Annotated in this window: 11 protein-coding genes and 1 other RNA gene; 3 read left to right on the top strand and 9 right to left on the bottom strand. The window is 59.6% G+C overall.

All coding sequences use genetic code 11. The annotated features are described in order from the left end of the window. Positions 1-170 precede the first annotated feature (170 nt). Positions 171-1,394 (bottom strand): OprD family porin, encoded by a 1,224-nt coding sequence (locus AB7M25_RS26515; RefSeq protein ID WP_454238183.1) that lies wholly within the window; start codon positions 1,392-1,394, stop codon positions 171-173. A gap of 229 nt (positions 1,395-1,623) precedes the next feature. Between AB7M25_RS26515 and AB7M25_RS26510 the strand changes: the two genes are divergently transcribed. From AB7M25_RS26510 to AB7M25_RS26500, 3 genes are all read left to right on the top strand, one after another. Then, the gene (locus AB7M25_RS26510; protein ID WP_454238182.1) at positions 1,624-2,544 is read left to right on the top strand and encodes a LysR family transcriptional regulator; all 921 of its coding nucleotides are present in this window, start codon (positions 1,624-1,626) and stop codon (positions 2,542-2,544) included. A 106-nt stretch (positions 2,545-2,650) separates the two neighbouring features. Further along, the gene (locus AB7M25_RS26505; protein WP_454238181.1) at positions 2,651-4,093 is read left to right on the top strand and encodes a YfcC family protein; all 1,443 of its coding nucleotides are present in this window, start codon (positions 2,651-2,653) and stop codon (positions 4,091-4,093) included. Between the two features lie 88 nt (positions 4,094-4,181). Beyond that, positions 4,182-6,029 (top strand): CocE/NonD family hydrolase, encoded by a 1,848-nt coding sequence (locus AB7M25_RS26500; protein WP_454238380.1) that lies wholly within the window; start codon positions 4,182-4,184, stop codon positions 6,027-6,029. Between the two features lie 424 nt (positions 6,030-6,453). Here the strand turns inward: AB7M25_RS26500 and ssrA are convergent. The 8 genes from ssrA to AB7M25_RS26460 all read right to left on the bottom strand — a co-directional run bounded on the left by ssrA (position 6,454) and on the right by AB7M25_RS26460 (position 15,457). Continuing rightward, positions 6,454-6,847: a transfer-messenger RNA gene (ssrA, locus tag AB7M25_RS26495) on the bottom strand. A 94-nt stretch (positions 6,848-6,941) separates the two neighbouring features. Further along, positions 6,942-7,220 carry a hypothetical protein gene (locus tag AB7M25_RS26490; protein WP_454238180.1) on the bottom strand — a complete coding sequence of 93 codons (279 nt, stop codon included), beginning with the start codon at positions 7,218-7,220 and terminating at the stop codon, positions 6,942-6,944. A gap of 173 nt (positions 7,221-7,393) precedes the next feature. After that, the gene (locus AB7M25_RS26485) at positions 7,394-7,669 is read right to left on the bottom strand and encodes a hypothetical protein (protein ID WP_007973159.1); all 276 of its coding nucleotides are present in this window, start codon (positions 7,667-7,669) and stop codon (positions 7,394-7,396) included. A gap of 189 nt (positions 7,670-7,858) precedes the next feature. Further along, a complete protein-coding gene (locus AB7M25_RS26480) occupies positions 7,859-10,669 on the bottom strand; it encodes an FAD-binding and (Fe-S)-binding domain-containing protein (protein WP_454238179.1) in 2,811 nt (936 codons plus the stop codon). Next, positions 10,666-11,337: a LutC/YkgG family protein gene (locus AB7M25_RS26475; protein ID WP_454238178.1), complete on the bottom strand. Its 672-nt coding sequence runs from the start codon at positions 11,335-11,337 to the stop codon at positions 10,666-10,668. Before AB7M25_RS26475 ends, AB7M25_RS26480 begins: the two co-directional genes overlap by 4 nt. Further along, positions 11,337-12,791: a LutB/LldF family L-lactate oxidation iron-sulfur protein gene (locus AB7M25_RS26470; protein WP_104450878.1), complete on the bottom strand. Its 1,455-nt coding sequence runs from the start codon at positions 12,789-12,791 to the stop codon at positions 11,337-11,339. Before AB7M25_RS26470 ends, AB7M25_RS26475 begins: the two co-directional genes overlap by 1 nt. Further along, positions 12,788-13,612, bottom strand: coding sequence for a (Fe-S)-binding protein (locus tag AB7M25_RS26465; protein WP_007973147.1), 825 nt, complete (start codon positions 13,610-13,612; stop codon positions 12,788-12,790). Before AB7M25_RS26465 ends, AB7M25_RS26470 begins: the two co-directional genes overlap by 4 nt. Positions 13,613-13,762: 150 nt before the next feature. After that, positions 13,763-15,457, bottom strand: coding sequence for a lactate permease LctP family transporter (locus AB7M25_RS26460; protein ID WP_454238177.1), 1,695 nt, complete (start codon positions 15,455-15,457; stop codon positions 13,763-13,765). Between the last annotated feature and the right edge of the window lie 238 nt (positions 15,458-15,695).

Here is a 15,695-nt window from a genome sequence, read left to right as displayed (position 1 = left end):
GACGCGGGGACCTGCGGTTGGAAAACATCCGGGCGGTTTCGCTGGCCTCTTCGCGGGCAAGCCCGCTCCCACAGGGTGCGGTGTGAGGCGTGAATGATCAAACCCCAGATGCAATAAGGCCCACACTGGGTGGGCCTTGTCAGCTTTGATTGGTGGGCCGGGTCAATGGGTTACCACAATGCGATGTCATAAGTCAGGTACAGGCGATAGTTATCTCGATCGCTGGCGTAGGTAGAACGATAAGTGGCTTTTCGCACTTCGATGCCTATGCCTTGGAACGCGCTGCTCTGTATGACATATCGCAGATTGGTGTCGGATTCCCACTCCCGGGCTTCGCGTCCTTTGTAGTCCCCGTTCTCGCCCTTGTAGTAACGGGTCATCAGGCTCAGGCCAGGCACAAACGCAGCGAAGTCATAGTCGTAGCGCAGCATCCAGGTCTGCTCTCCGGCCTGGATGAACTTTCCGACGCCGGCATTGGAGAACGAATAGACCGTCGACACGCTGGTGTAGGGCAATGCCGTATCGCCGCTGACCTTCTGATAACCCAGACCAAGTGCATGGCCGCCGAGGCGATAGGTGAAAAGGCCGCTGAACATATCGGCATCCACCGCACCATTGCGCGCCTCGCCGGCATCGCCACTGATGAAGTAGCGCAAATCGCTGGTCAGGCTGCCAATGCCTATCGGTAGTTTGTGCACCAGACCGAAAAACTGCTGCCGGTAGAACTCGCGCATCTCCCCGTAATACCAGGTGCCGCTGAGGGTTGGCGTGAACTTGTAAGTGGCTCCGGCAAAATCAAAGTCAGTGCCTTTGCTACCGGTGTAGCCCTGTGGATAGATATCGACGCTGTCGGTGGAGTTGCGCTGCTTGAACTTGTCCAGATGACCGCTGTGCAAGTACAGATCGCGAATGCCGCTGTACTCGATTTGCGTACCGCGAAAGGTTTGCGGCAACAGGCGCCCATCGTTGTAGACCAGCACCGGAATCCTCGGCATCAGGTTACCGGTCTTGATCACGGCCTCGCCGATACGCATTTTTGCAGTGATACCCAGGCTGGAAAAACCATCCGCTGCATGGCCATCATCGTGCACCGGCAGCAAACCGGTGCCCGCATGGGTCGGGCTGGAATCAAGCTTCAGGCCGGCCAGGCCCAACGCATCCAGACCGAACCCCAGCGCACCCTCGGTGTAACCCGATTGCAGGTTGAGCAAGAAACCCTGCGCCCACTCTTTGCGGTCCTCGCCACCGTCGCGATAACCATCGTTGAAGTAGTAATTGCGCAAGGTCAGTTTGCCTTGGGAATCTTCGAAAAATCCTTGGGCCATCAGCGCTGGCGACAGACCCGCCAGCAATCCTGCGGACACAATGCCGCCTCTCGTGAACAGTCCACGCATGGTGTTTTCCTCAGCCCCGCATTATCGGTTTTATGGGCAGTCGCAAAGGTCCCGGAATCGGGATGGGTCTCGATTTTGTTGGTCTGCGAAGCTGGACTTAGCGGCGCATTGCGGCGGACACTAACGGCTCGACAGCGCGTCCACAACGTTATGCGCGAAGCGCATCAGGCTATGCGAAAGCTGGTTTTTCGCAGGCGTGCACCGTTGCAAAACCAGGGGAATCGGTAGCGTGAATCTCAAGCAACTCGAAGCTTTCAAAGCCATCATGGCCTCCGGTTCGACCATCGGCGCCGCCACTCGCATGGGGCTTTCCCAATCGGCCGTCAGCCGCTTGCTGACGCAGTTGGAAGAAGCATTGGGCTTCGCTTTGTTCCTGCGTAAAAAGGGCCGTTTGATGGCCACGCCGGAAGCCGAAGAGCTGCTCGCCGAGGTCGCGGGGCTGGTGGAAGGCATGCAGCGCATTCAACGCATGGCCGATGAGCTGCGCATCGGTCGCTCGCACAAGAGCCTGCTCAAGGTGGGCGTGCCGACCAGCATGACCCAGGAGCTGCTGCCGAAAATCGTTGCCGAATTTCTCAAGAGTCACGACGACATCGTCGTCGAGTTGCTCACCGGCTCGTACGACACCATCGAGCGCGCCGTGCTCGACCGGTCTGCCGATCTCGGCTTCGTGCGTTTGCCTACGGAACTGTCCGACTTCGACATTGAACCGGTACTGGAAACCGAAGGTGTCTGCGTCATGCCCGCGGATCATCCGTTGACCCGCCATGCAGTGATCGATGTGCAGCATCTGCGCAATGTGCCGCTGGTATTGCTGGGCCGGCAACGGGCCTTGCGCGCCGAACTCAATCAGGTGTTTCGCGCCGTCAACCTGACACCGCAAGTGCGCATCGAAGTGCATTCGGTCGGTGCCGCCTGCAGCTTTGTCGCCGAGGGCCTGGGGGTGTCGATCGTCAATGGATTGCTGGCCAGTCACTTCACTCACTTGCCGGTTGTCACCCGACCTTTTCGCCCGACACTGCGCTACGAATTCGGTCTGGCATTCCGTCGGGACGAGCAGCGCCCACCGATGGTGAGTGCCTTTGCCGCCCATCTCAAACAACGTCTGAACGAGTCGATGAAGACCGACCACGCATCACAAAACGCATAGCCCGACCCGCTCCACGCATAACGTTGTAGCCCCTTGGCGTTTGCCCTAGTGTCTGCCCCATCGAAACATTGACACTCAAAATAAAAACACCAAAGGGCTCACCGCCATGTCCCAGATCGACCTCGCACAACCGGGCGCTGCCGAAAGTCAGACGCAACCCGTCAAGCCGACTGTACGCAAAACCATCAACCCGGCCATCATCCTGCTGAGCATCGTGTTGCTCGCGGTCGGGTTCACGTATGCGGTCAACTCCGGCAGCTTCCAGCGCCAGAACGGGCTGGTGGTACCGGGCTCTTATCAAGTCCTGGAAAAGAGTCATTCCCTCACTCATCTGTTTGCTGTCGAACCACGCGCAGCCAAGGATGCGGTGGCCCGCCCGGTGTCGCTGATCGAAGGGTTCATGGCGATCCCGCAGGGCATCGAGAAACGCGCCGGGCTGATTTTCATGGTGCTGTTCATCGGCGGCATGTTCGGCGTGCTGAACAAGGCCGGGGTGATAGACGCCGGGCTCGAACGCCTGCTCGGCATGACGCGCGGCAACATCTACGTGCTGGTGCCGATGCTGATGCTGGTGTTCTCCGCCGGCAGTACCTTCATGGGGTTGGCCAAGGAATTCATCCTGATCGTGCCGCTGATGGTCGCGATGGCCAATCGACTGGGGCTGTCGAACCTGATCGGCCTGGCCATCGTCTGTATTTCAGTGAAGATCGGTTATCTGGCATCGATCACCAATCCGGTCGCGCTGTCCGTGGCACAACCGATGGTCGGGCTGCCGATTTTCAGCGGCATGAGCATGCGCATTGCCGCTTACGCATTGTTCCTCGCCGTTGGCATTGTCTTCGTGCTGTGGAGCATTCGTCGCCACGGCTATGACGCCAACGCGGTCATTACCTTCGAAAGCCAACCGCTGCCGTTGCGCCATTTGCTCAACCTGCTGGTGCTGGCCTTCGGCGTGGGCTTTATGGTGTTTGCGTCAAACCGCTGGGGCTGGAAGTACCACGAACTGTCGGCGTTCTATCTGCTGCTGAGCGTGATCTTCGCAGCCATCCACGGCATGGGCGCCAGCACCGCCGCCAGTGCTTTTGTCGACGGCATGAAAAAAGTCCTGATCGCCGGTGTGTTGATCGGTCTGGCGACTGCGGTGGAAATCATCCTCAGCACCGGTCAGGTGCTCGACACCATCGTCAACGGCCTGGCCAGCGTGGTCAGCGATCATGGCCCGGTGGTTTCGGCCTACGCGATGTTCTTCTCGCAGCTGGGCCTGGATGTGCTGATCCCGTCCACCTCCGGTCAGGCGGCCGTGACCATGCCGATCTTTGGCCCACTCGGCCAACTCTCCGGTGTCAGCCCGCAAACCACGGTGTATGCGTTTTTGCTCGGCAATGGCCTGACCAACATGATCACCCCGACCTCCAGCGGTCTGCTTGTACTGCTCGCCACCGCGCAAGTCGGCTGGGGTCAGTGGGCGCGCTACATCTTGCCGTTGTTCCTGATCTATACCGTGCTGGCGATGGTGTTGCTGGCGGTCGCAGTGACCACCGGCTACTGAGTTCCAGGGCGTCCACCCGCAAGGGGACGGGCGCCGGTTTCCACAAGGTTCTGATATGACTTCGCTGAACGAACAGGCATTGCCCGCCATGCGCTTGCTGCGTGACCAGATGATCCGTCTGCGTGACGGCATCCACCTCGCGACCGATATTTACCTGCCAACCGATAGCGCAGGCCCGTGGCCGGTGGTGATCGAGCGCACGCCCTACAACAAGAGCAGCCCCTCGCGCTCGGAAAAACAACTCGACGCCCAGCACATCTCCCGCGGGGCCATGGCCGCGCGTTTCACTGCGCAAGGCTTCGTGGCGATCTTTCAGGATTGTCGCGGGCGCTACGCCTCCGAAGGCGTATTCACCAAATACACCTCGGAAGGCGAAGACGGTTTTGACACCCTCGCCTGGATCGTCGAGCAACCCTGGTGCAACGGGCGAATCGGCAGCATGGGTTTGTCCTACGCGGCCCATACGCAATTGGCGATGGCCTGCCTGCATCCACCTGGACTGAAAAGCATGGTGCTCGACTCCGGCGGCTTTGCGAACGCGTTCCAGTGCGGCATTCGCCAGGGTGGCGCGTTCGAATTGAAACAGGCGACGTGGGCCTGGCGGCAGGCCAAGGAAAGTCCCGCCGCGATCGCCAACCCAAAGATCCGCGAAGCCCTCGAGCAAGAAGACATACACCAGTGGTTCGCCCGCATGCCGTGGCAGGCCGGACACTCGCCGATTCGCCATGTTCCGGAGTACGAAGCCTATCTACTGGAACAATGGTCGCAGGGTACTTTCAGCGATTACTGGCGCAAGCCCGGCATTTATGCCGAAGGACACTACGACAACCTGCCGGATATTCCGGTGCTGTTCATGTCCAGCTGGTACGACGCGTATGTCAGCTCGACGCTGGCCAACTACCGTGCCTTCAGCCGCCACAACCGCAGCGCCCAGCATTTGATCATGGGACCGTGGCTGCACGGCGATCGCAACATCAGCCATAGCGGCGATGTCGAGTTCGGTGCGGCGGCCAACTTCGATGGCAACGTGGCGCGCACCTGGCTGGATTGTCGACTGGACTGGTTTGCACGCTCGCTCAAGGACCAGACCGGCGAGGCTGCGGCCACGGCGCCGGTCCAGGTATTTCTGATGGGCGGGGGCGATGGTTCGAAAGATCAGCACGGCCGACTGCAACATGGCGGACGCTGGTTGAAGAGCTCGCAGTGGCCGCTTCCGGGCAGTCGGTCCCTGAGCCTGTACCTGAATGCTCTGCGCCAATTGACCACGGATCAGCCTTCAGTGCGCGAGTCGAGCCTGAGCTATCGCGCCGATCCCGATCATCCGGTGCCGACCATCGGGGGCGCACTGACCTCCGGTGCTCCGGTATTCGTCGGTGGCGCGTTCGATCAACGTGAGCGAGCGGATTTTTTTGGCACACAGGGTAATGACCGGCCATTGGCCGACCGTGCCGATGTGCTGAGTTTCCAGACCCTGCCATTGACCGAAGACATGATCGTCGCTGGCCCGCTAAGCATTGAACTGTGGGTGGAAAGCGACGGCCTCGATACCGACTTCACCGCCAAACTGGTGGACGTTTATCCGGATGGCTATGCGATGAACATCACCGACGGAATCGTGCGCTGCCGTTACCGCGACTCGTGGGAGAAGCCGCAGCTACTGACTCCGGGGCAACGGGTAAAAGTCGTGATCGAGCCGTTTGCCACCTGCAACCTGTTCAAACGCGGGCACCGCGTGCGCCTGGACATTGCCAGCAGCAATTTCCCGCACTTCGACGTCAATCCCAACAGTGGTGAGGCCGAGGGCCAGGCCTTGTACAAGCGCATCGCGACCAACACGGTTCATATGTGCGCAGACTTCGCCTCACGCCTGGTGCTGACTACCCTTGCACCCGAAGTGCTGGCGAATCTGGATTGTGAGGTTATCGATTCGGATTGATGCAGGGCGGCCGGTGTTGTTGTTTATCAACCGGGGCCGAGAGCTATCTCTGACCCTGTTTTGATTTTCCAAAAAAAGGCTCTTCACGCATTGCCGGGAAATTGTAGGAGCCGGCTTGCTGGCGATGGACTCAGGTGCACCGCGTTTATCCAGCTCACACGCGTTATCGTTAACGACCATCGCTGGCAAGCCAGCTCCTACAGTAGACTGCGTCCGAGTCAAAAATGAAGTGACCTCCAAACTGGTGAAGGCCCCCAAAAAAAAGCATTGGATGGCTTGGAACACCGTTTGGAACACCGTTTGGAATACCCAAGCGGCTGGAGCGCAAAGAAACCTCTGCGCAGCCCAATAGCGCTAAAACCCTTGATTTCACTGGATTTCAGGCACAAAAAAAGACGTCCGAGGACGTCTTTAGATGATGAAGTGGTGGAGCCGGGGGGATTTGAACCCCCGTCCGCCAGTACTCCGCTGTCGGTACTACATGCGTAGCCGTGTCTATTAAGTTAACCCTCAGCGACCCGACGGGCAGGGTGCTTTGGGCGAGTTGTGTAAGTTTTAGCCGCTTCGTCCACAACGTACTGCACGGCGATTCTGTTCTATATGACAATCACTTTGGGTTTACAGACATCCCCTGATGATTGCTGGACCCGAAGGTACCAGGAGGGAAGGGCTAAGGCTGCTTACGCAGCGAGAGCGTATTCCCCGTAGGTTTCGTCATTGGCAACTATAGGAAGTTGCAACAGTGGATTTACGAGTTCTGTTACCAACTCGGCATGCACCTAAAGTTTCGCAACCGGCGTCGAATCCTAAACGGCCCCGAGCCTGGTGCTCTGTGAATCAATTGAGCAACAAGCCTGCACAGTGTACGTCAACGCGACTCAGAAGGCCAACCCGAAGGTAGGCCACCACACATTATGGGGTTGGCTGGTTGCTCTGTTTGTCAGCGAGTGCCAATGCCTGGGTGGCTTCGGTGACGCATTTTGTGTCGTCTCCGGAGGCTTGTGAGGCTTCAGCGCTGGACATCAGTCTCTTGATCTCCATGGCGGTGCTTCCGGAGGTCGCCGGCAGCGCGTTCACTTTGCCTTTGAGCTCTTGCAGTTTGCTCGTACACAGGTTGTTGTCCGCAGCAAATGCAGGAGAGGCCAATATTGCAGCGGAAATGAACAGACCAGCGAGTGTGGTGCGCTTCATGGGTATCACCTTGAACGGATGGGGCCTACCTCAAAGACTACGATTCAACACAAGAATTCGGTTTTTTCAGACAACGTGCCAAGCTTTTCCCGCGATGCGGGCGGTTACACATTCCCTGACCCCCGATGCAAAAAAACCCGCCGTTGGCGGGTTTTGTTTTGCTTCGTATCGGATTACTTCCCGCCTTTTTTCGCGTCGGTGAGGGCCTTGATGACGTCGTTGGTCTCGGCGATGCAATCATCAGTGCCCTGCTTGGTGCCTTTTGCATGGTCGGCTTCGGCTTGCTCGACGGAGGCTTTTACCTGGTCAACCATTTCCGGAGGAATCTGTGCCTTTGCGTTTTCGATGGTTTGCAGATTGACCGCGCACTGATCTTTTTCTGCGGCAAACGAGGGGGAGGCGAGCATAGAGGCAGTAATAAACAAACCTAACAGCACAGAACGATTCATGTGTATCTCCTTGAGCTGAAGGGCCAGGCATTGCTGGCCATCAAATCGAGCTACCGAGTGTTGGGAGAGTCCCGCATTGGCGGGACTTGATCAGTGGACTGCGGTGGCACCTCAGGGTTCTGTTTTTTACTGTGGAGCTATCGATTCCGGCAAGTAGGTACATCTATGCACCTTCCTTGGGTCCTGCTATCAGGGCACCCTAGCCTGGGTAACGCGGTCCACCAGATAGACTAGACCGTGGTAATCAATGCCGCCATGTTGCGTCAAACCGATCTCACAGGTGCGGCTGGTGGAAATACCTTCGCTGCATTGTTGCACCGCATCCTTGAGCGTGCGCAGCGAATGGGCATTCAATTGCGGCGTGGTGAAACCCTTGTCGCCGGCGAAGCCGCAGCAGTGAATGCCTTCGGGAATGACCACGTTTTTGCTGCATTTGCGCGCCAGATCGATCAGCGCCTGACTTTCGCCGAGGTGCTGAGTGCTGCAAGTGACGTGCACTGCAATCGGCGCTTCCTGCGGTGTGAAGTCGAGGCGATCCATCAGGTGCGTGCGGATGAACCGCACCGGGTCGTAGAGGTCCAGTCGAACGTCGCCAAGGTCTTGAGTGAGCCGTAACGTACAGGGACTGGTGTCGCAATAAATCGGGTCGAGCCCGCCGCGACTGGCGTGCAGCAAGGCGCCGATCAGTTCCTGGCGTTTGTGTTCGGCGTGTTCGGCGTAGCCTTTGGAGGCGAATGGCTGGCCGCAGCAGAGGTTGTCCAGATTGTCCGGGAAGACCACCTGGTAACCAGCCTTTTCCAGCAGCCCGCGGGTTTTGTCGTACAACGACACCTGCTCTTTATCCCCCGCCGCTGGCCCCATGACCCGCGACACACACGCCGCCAGGTACACCACCCGAGGGCGTTCGTCCGACACTGCGGGACTGAAGCGGATGGCTTTTTCCGGCTGCGGCATGGCGTTGGTCCATTGCGGGACCTGACCTTTGGACAGCTTCGTCAGCGTTGCCGAGAGTTTTGCCAGGCGTGGCGCGCCCAACAACATCCGTGCGCCATTGGCGACGTGCAGGGTGAGCCGCGCCCCTTGTAACGCCGTGGCGAAATTTCCTTCAAGCCAGTTGGCGGTTTTCGTATGGGTGGCCGTACGGCTACGGAGTTTTTTCACCAGCTCGCCGGTGTTGATACCGACCGGGCAACGTTGCGCGCACAGGCCGGTGGCGGCGCAGGTATCGATGCCCTGGTATTCGTACGCGGCTTCGAGTTCGGTGGTATCGATGCCGGCGCGTTTTCGCGCCTGAATGTCGCGCCAGATCACGATGCGTTGGCGTGGGCTCAGGGTCAGGCCCTTCGATGGGCAGACCGGTTCGCAGAAGCCGCATTCGATGCACTTGTCCACAATCTCGTCGGCGGCCGGCAAGGGCTTGAGGTGCTTGAGGTGGATCTGCGGATCTTCGCTGAGCACCACGTCCGGGTTGAGAATCCCGTTGGGATCGAGCAGGCGCTTGAGTTGCCACATCAACTGGTAGGCATCGCTGCCCCATTCCAGCTCGACGAACGGCGCCATGTTGCGTCCGGTACCGTGTTCGGCTTTCAGCGAACCGCCGAACTCCACTGCCACCAGTTGCGCCACGTCGTCCATGAACGCCTGATAGCGTGCGACTTCTTCCGTGTTGTTGAAGCCTTGGGTGAAGACGAAGTGCAGATTGCCTTCCAGTGCGTGTCCGAAAAGGATCGCTTCATCGTAGTGATGTTTGTCGAACAGTTCGATCAGGCGATTGACGCCGATGGCCAGTTGTTCGACCGGGAAGGTGACGTCTTCGATGATCACCGTGGTGCCGGTCTTGCGCACCGCGCCGACGGCGGGGAAGGTGTCTTTGCGGATGGCCCAGAGACGGGCGTTTTCCCGTGGGTCCTCCGTGAAGTCGACCTGTTTTTCCACCGGGAACGTCTGCAGCGACGCCATGATCTGCGCCAATTGTTCATGCAGCAGGGCGGACGAGGCGGCGCGGGATTCGATCAGCAGGGCGCAGGCATTGTTCGACAGATGCTGTACGAAAGACGGCATGCCGGGTTTGTCCTGCACTGAGCGCAGGCTGCGCCGGTCCAGCAGTTCCACGGCCGACACCGGTTGGCTTTTCAGTACGGTGACCGCGTTGCAGCAGGTCTCGACATCCGGGAAGACAATCAGGGCCGATGCCTTGTTCGGGTGGTCGATCACCGTGTCGTAGGTCACCGCACTGATGAACCCGAGCGTGCCCTCGGAGCCCACCAGCAAGTGGCTCAAGATATCCACAGGCTCGTCGAAATCCACCAAGGCATTGAGCGACAGGCCGGTGGTATTTTTCAGACGGTATTTGTGGCGGATTCTCGCAGCCAGATCAGCGTTGGCGCGGGTCTCGCGACCCAGAGTCGCCAGGCGCTCCAGCAACGCGGCATGGCTTTGGCGAAACGCCGCGACGCTGGCGGCATCTTCAGTGTCGAGACGACTGCCGTCGGCCAGCACCAGACGAATGCCGGCCAGGGTGTGGTAGGTGTTTTGCGCCGTGCCGCAGCACATGCCGCTGGCGTTGTTGGCGACGATACCGCCGATCTTGCAGGCGTTGATCGAGGCCGGGTCCGGGCCGATCTTGCGTCCGAACGGCGCCAGCCAGGCGTTGGCCTGGGCGCCGATCACACCCGGTTGCAGGCGGATTTGCGTGCCCTGGTCGCGGATCTCGCGCGCGTTCCAGTTGTCCCCCAGCACGATCAGCACCGAGTCGCTGATCGCCTGGCCGGACAGACTGGTGCCAGCGGCGCGGAAGGTCACCGGCACCTGATCGCGTTGCGCCAGTTGCAGCAGTGCCACGACTTCGTCTTCGGACTCGACGCGGATCACCAGTTGCGGAATCAATCGATAGAAACTGGCATCGGTGCCGAAGGCCAGGGTCGACAGCGGGTCGTCAAAACGTCGCTCTTGTGGAATCAGTTGCTGTGCATCGCGCAGGAAAGCGGCCGGTAGACTCATTGGTCCTCCAGGATCAACACCACCAGGTCTTTCGGGCCGTGGGCGCCGTACGCCAGCACTTGTTCGATGTCGGCGGTCTTCGACGGGCCGGACACCAGCAACGCGTTGGTCGGCATGCCTTGGGCCCATTCGAATTCCTGTTGCACCTGATAGAAGTTGTCGCGGATTTCACTGGCCTTGAGCAGGGCGAAATGCACCGGTGGCGCCAGGCTCATCAAGCGCGGTTCTTCCCGGGTCGGCCAGATAATCAGGCTGCCGGTTGCCGCGATGGCGCCGAGGCTGCCGGTCAGGCTCGCCGGGGTATCGTTGAACAACTCGGCTTTCCATTCTTCGACCGGACGGTCGTAGGCCTTGAGCGTCGGCAGATCGGGATTATTCGCCCAATGCTGTGTGATGCGTTGACCGTGGGGCGTTGTCGGTGCGATCAGCAGGCTTGGCAACTGGCGGTCCCGCAGCAATTGCGCCAACAGCGCCGGCCATTGTTCACCGGACGTCAGGTGGATTTCCGTGTGCACCGCCTCCATCAGTTTGCGTAGTTGTGGAATGCGTTGCTCAGGCGCGTAGGTGTAAGGCTGGGTCACCAGATCGACATCAAAGTTGTCGGCCACCGGCGTGGTGCCTGTCAGACTTTTACGCAGTTTGGCGAGGATATTTTGCTTGGCGCTCATCAGCGGTCTCCCTGTTTGGCCAAATGCTCGCGGGCCATGTCATGCAGTGAGCGGGCGGCGGGTTTCGGTGCGCTGTGGTTTTGCGTCCACGGGCCGACATTACTCGGCGTGAGGGCGCGCAAACGGGTGGCGAAGAAGCCGAACAGGCGATACAGCGTCGGCGAACTGTTGAGCTTCGCCCAGGCGTTCCAGAGGAACCGCTCCTTGCGCGAATACTTGCTGCCCTGGCCACGCATCACTTGATGGGGGCTGTCCGGGGCCTTGACGTTTTCTTCCCGCAGACGTCGCAGCAGAGCAGGGATCGGGATTTTTACCGGGCAGACTTCGCCGCAGGCACCGCACAGCGAAGACGCGCTCGGGTGATCCGGGACTTTCGCCAGGCCGACCATGTGCGGGGTGACGATTTTTCCGATAGGGCCGGGGTAGACCTCTCCATAGGCATGGCCGCCGATTCGGGTATACACCGGGCAATGATTCATACAGGCACCGCAGCGGATGCAGTTCAGGGTCTGGCGTAATTCGCTGTCGGCAAAGGCCTGGCTGCGACCATTGTCGAGCAGTACCAGGTGCACTTCCTGCGGGCCGTCGAGTTCATGTTCCTTGCGCGGGCCGGAGATCATGTTGACGTAGGTCGTGATCGGAATGCCCAGGGCCGAGCGGGTCAGCAGCGACAGCAACGGCACCACGTCGCGCAGGTTTTCCACGACTTTTTCGATGCCGGTAACGGCGATGTGCACGGGCGGTACGGTGGTGGTCATGCGCCCGTTGCCTTCGTTTTCCACCAGCAGCAGGGTGCCGGTTTCGGCCACGGCGAAGTTGACACCGGAGACGCCGATGTCCGCTTCGAAGAATTTCTGCCGCAAGACCTTGCGACCGATCTGAATGAGTTGGTCAACGTCCTTGGTGTATTCCACCCCAAGTTTGTCGTGGAACAAGGACGCGACCTGACCGGCATTCTTGTGGATCGCCGGCATGATTATGTGTGAAGGCTTCTCGTGGTCGAGCTGGACGATGTACTCGCCCATGTCCGATTCCAGGCATTCAATGCCCCGGTCAGCCAGGAAATGGTTCATCTCCATCTCTTCACTGACCATCGATTTGCCCTTGATCACTTGCCGCCCCTCGTGAGCGCGGATGATCGAGAGGACGATGCCATTGGCCTCGTCCACCGTTTCCGCCCAGTGCACTGTCACACCGTTGCGGGTCAGGTTCTGTTCCAGTTGCTCGAGCAGGTCGGGCAACTTGGAGAGCGCGCGGGCACGGATTGCATTGCCCAGTGCGCGCAAGTGTTCTCTTTCATGGGCATCGCTGAACGCCGCTGCCCGTTTGGTCATCAGTGAATCCATCGCCTTGCGAAAGTTGCCTCGCAATTGCGCGTCACCCAGCGCGTTGTGGGCGCGGGTGCGGAAATCTTCTTCTACGGCAACCGTAGGAATAATCGTCGAGGTGCTCATTTCGCACCTCCGGTACGCTGCCAGAGGAAGCTGGCCAGATGTTGGCCGCGCAGCGCTTCTTTCTGTTTCTCCAACGAGCCGTTGATGTTCATCAAGCAGCCGCAATCGGCACTCAATACCTTGTGCGCGCCGGATTCCTTCAACGCCCGGGTCTTGTCAGCCACCATCGCGCCGGAAATGTCTGGCATACGGACGCTGAATGTTCCGCCAAAGCCACAGCACTCACTTTCGTGATCGTGATTGACCCGCTCCACATTGCTCAACTGCGACAACAACTCGCGGCCGTGCAGGTGGGTGTTCATTTCGCGGCGTGCCGAACACGAAGTGTGCAGCGCCACTTTCACCGGCTCGCCGCTGTCCTTGAACTGCACCTTGCAGACAAACAACAGGAACTCGGCCAGCTCAAAGGTTCTGGCAGCCAGCGCCTGAACCTGTTTCAACGTGTGTGGCTCGTCCTTGAACAAGTCGGCATAGTGTTCGCGCAACATCCCGGCACAAGAGCCCGACGGCACCACCACCGGATAATCCCCGGCGAACAGCGCCAGTTGTGAGCGCGCCACGGTCCGTGCCTGTTCGGTGTAACCCGAGGTGTAGGCCGGTTGTCCGCAGCAGCTTTGCCCTTGCGGGTACTCGACACGAATGCCTTCGCGTTCCAACAGGTGGATCGCATCCATCCCGGCTTCGGGGTAGAACAAATCGACCACGCAGGTCCCGAACAGGTAGACCCGTGACGGTTTCTCGCTGGGGTATTGCCGAGGCTCGGGCAGTGGCGGGGCGACACGGGTCGCATTCGGCACAGCGTTGTAAAAAAGCTCGCTCATCAGGCGGTCTCCGGGTGGTCCCGGTTATTCGTCTGTTGAGGCCGCTGAATATAGTGAGGGAAGCTTTCAGCAGCCTTACAGACCGGGGTGTGAATTGCGGACGCCGGGGGCGTGGCCCGGCGTCGGTTTTTACCGTTTTGCTTGTAGTCCTTAGTGCACCAGCATGCCGGTGAACCAGTAGGCCTGAGCCAGGGTGATCAAGCCGACAATCGTTGCAAAGAATAGGCTGTGCTTGAGGGTGAAGCGGAACAGATCCGATTCCTTGCCCACCAGGCCGGTCGCGGCGCAGGCCACGGCGATCGATTGTGGCGAGATCATCTTGCCGGTCACGCCGCCGCTGGTGTTCGCCGCCACCAGCAAGGTGTCGTTGACACCGATCTGGTGCGCGGTGGTCGCTTGCAGCGAACTGAACAGGGCGTTGGACGAAGTATCGGAGCCGGTGAGGAACACGCCCAGCCAACCGAGGAACGGCGAGAAGAAGGGGAACGCCGCGCCCGTCGCCGCCAGTACCAGGGCCATGGTCGAGGACATGCCCGAGTAGTTGGTGACGAAGGCAAACGCCAGCACCATGCCGATGGACAGGATCGGCCAGCGCAGTTCGTAGAAGGTCTCCTTAAAAGTGGTAAGACCAGTTTTGACGTTGATCTTCAGCACCAGCATCGAGATCAGCGCCGAGAAGAAGATCGCTGTGCCAGTGGCAGAAATCGGGTCGAGTTTGAACACTGCCGGAATAGCCGTTGGCGTAGCCACGATCGGCGCGACCTTGATCACCATCTGGTCCAGGTGCGGAATGGCGAAGTTGAACACGAAGCTGTACATCGAACCGCCGGCGGCGAACATCGCCTTGAACGGTTTCAGGGTCCAGATGGTGACCAGTACGGTCAGAATCAGGAACGGCGACCAGGCCTTGAAGATTTCCCCAAGGCTGTAGGGCGAAGCCACGGTTGTGCGTTTCTGGCCGAAACCACCGACGCTGGCGCTTACCACGGAGGCCGAGACAGCGCCGACGATGTGCTGGCCAGCGGCGCGTTTTGGTTGCCAGACTTTCAGGAACAGGGTCAGGGAGATCAGTGCGGCCAGGGCCGAGGTGATGTCCGGCAGTTCCGGGCCGATGAAGTTCGAGGTGAAGTACTGGGTCACGGCAAAGCTCAAACCGGCCACCAGCGCTGCCGGCCAGGTTTCCCGCACGCCGCGCAGGCCGTCCATCATGAACACCAGCCAGAACGGCACGAACAGCGACAGCAGCGGCAGTTGGCGGCCGGTCATGGCGCCGATCTTGAAGGCGTCGATACCGGTCACTTGCCCGGCCACGATGATCGGAATGCCGAGGGCGCCGAAGGCCACCGGCGCGGTGTTGGCGATCAGGCACAAGCCGGCGGCGTACAGCGGGTTAAAGCCCAGTCCTACAAGGAGTGCAGCGGTAATCGCCACCGGCGCGCCGAAACCGGCGGCACCTTCCAGGAATGCACCGAAGCAGAAGCCGATCAGCAGTACCTGCAGGCGCTGGTCATCGGTGATCGACAGGACCGAACTGCGGATGACTTCAAACTGGCCGCTCTTGACCGTCAGTTTGTAGAGGAACACCGCGGCCACGATGATCCAGGCAATCGGCCACAGGCCATAAGCGAAGCCATACCCGGCGGCGGCGAGTGCCATATCGACCGGCATCTGGAAAGCGAAGATCGCCACCAGGATCGACAACGCCAGGGTGATGCTGCCGGCCACGTGCCCTTTGAGGCGGAACACGGCCAGGGCCAGGAAGAAAAACACGATGGGGATGACGGCTGCGAGTGCGGACAGGCCGAGGCTGCCGAGCGGGGTATAGAGCTGTTGCCAGGTTTGCATATGGGGTGGCCCCTAATTGTTGTTGGTCAGGCACTGATCAGCGTTCTTGGGTAATTGGTAAGACCAATTTACAATCGCTGTTGGCTAGGGTAAAAGCCTTGTAGGCGGTGTGTCAATTTGCCGCCCTAAAACTTTTGTCGAATGCAAAGTGCGCAGGTCGTCCGTCTGGTATGACCAAATGCGTTGTGGCAGGTGCTGGCGCGGCGCCGATAGGCCAGAATAGAGCCCCGGCGAGCCG

Source organism: Pseudomonas sp. AP3_22 TE3818 (genome assembly GCF_053628995.1).
Note: the sequence above shows the minus strand (reverse complement) of the source record. Positions and strands in the feature narration are given on the sequence as shown.

Excerpts from the sequence above, each read along its gene's own strand:
- AB7M25_RS26515 (WP_454238183.1), bottom strand. The coding sequence starts at position 1,394 with ATGCGTGGACTGTTCACGAGAGGCGGCATTGTGTCCGCAGGATTGCTG.
- AB7M25_RS26505 (WP_454238181.1), top strand. The coding sequence starts at position 2,651 with ATGTCCCAGATCGACCTCGCACAACCGGGCGCTGCCGAAAGTCAGACG.
- AB7M25_RS26500 (WP_454238380.1), top strand. The coding sequence starts at position 4,182 with ATGCGCTTGCTGCGTGACCAGATGATCCGTCTGCGTGACGGCATCCAC.
- AB7M25_RS26490 (WP_454238180.1), bottom strand. The coding sequence starts at position 7,220 with ATGAAGCGCACCACACTCGCTGGTCTGTTCATTTCCGCTGCAATATTG.
- AB7M25_RS26485 (WP_007973159.1), bottom strand. The coding sequence starts at position 7,669 with ATGAATCGTTCTGTGCTGTTAGGTTTGTTTATTACTGCCTCTATGCTC.
- AB7M25_RS26480 (WP_454238179.1), bottom strand. The coding sequence starts at position 10,669 with ATGAGTCTACCGGCCGCTTTCCTGCGCGATGCACAGCAACTGATTCCA.
- AB7M25_RS26475 (WP_454238178.1), bottom strand. The coding sequence starts at position 11,337 with ATGAGCGCCAAGCAAAATATCCTCGCCAAACTGCGTAAAAGTCTGACA.
- AB7M25_RS26470 (WP_104450878.1), bottom strand. The coding sequence starts at position 12,791 with ATGAGCACCTCGACGATTATTCCTACGGTTGCCGTAGAAGAAGATTTC.
- AB7M25_RS26465 (WP_007973147.1), bottom strand. The coding sequence starts at position 13,612 with ATGAGCGAGCTTTTTTACAACGCTGTGCCGAATGCGACCCGTGTCGCC.
- AB7M25_RS26460 (WP_454238177.1), bottom strand. The coding sequence starts at position 15,457 with ATGCAAACCTGGCAACAGCTCTATACCCCGCTCGGCAGCCTCGGCCTG.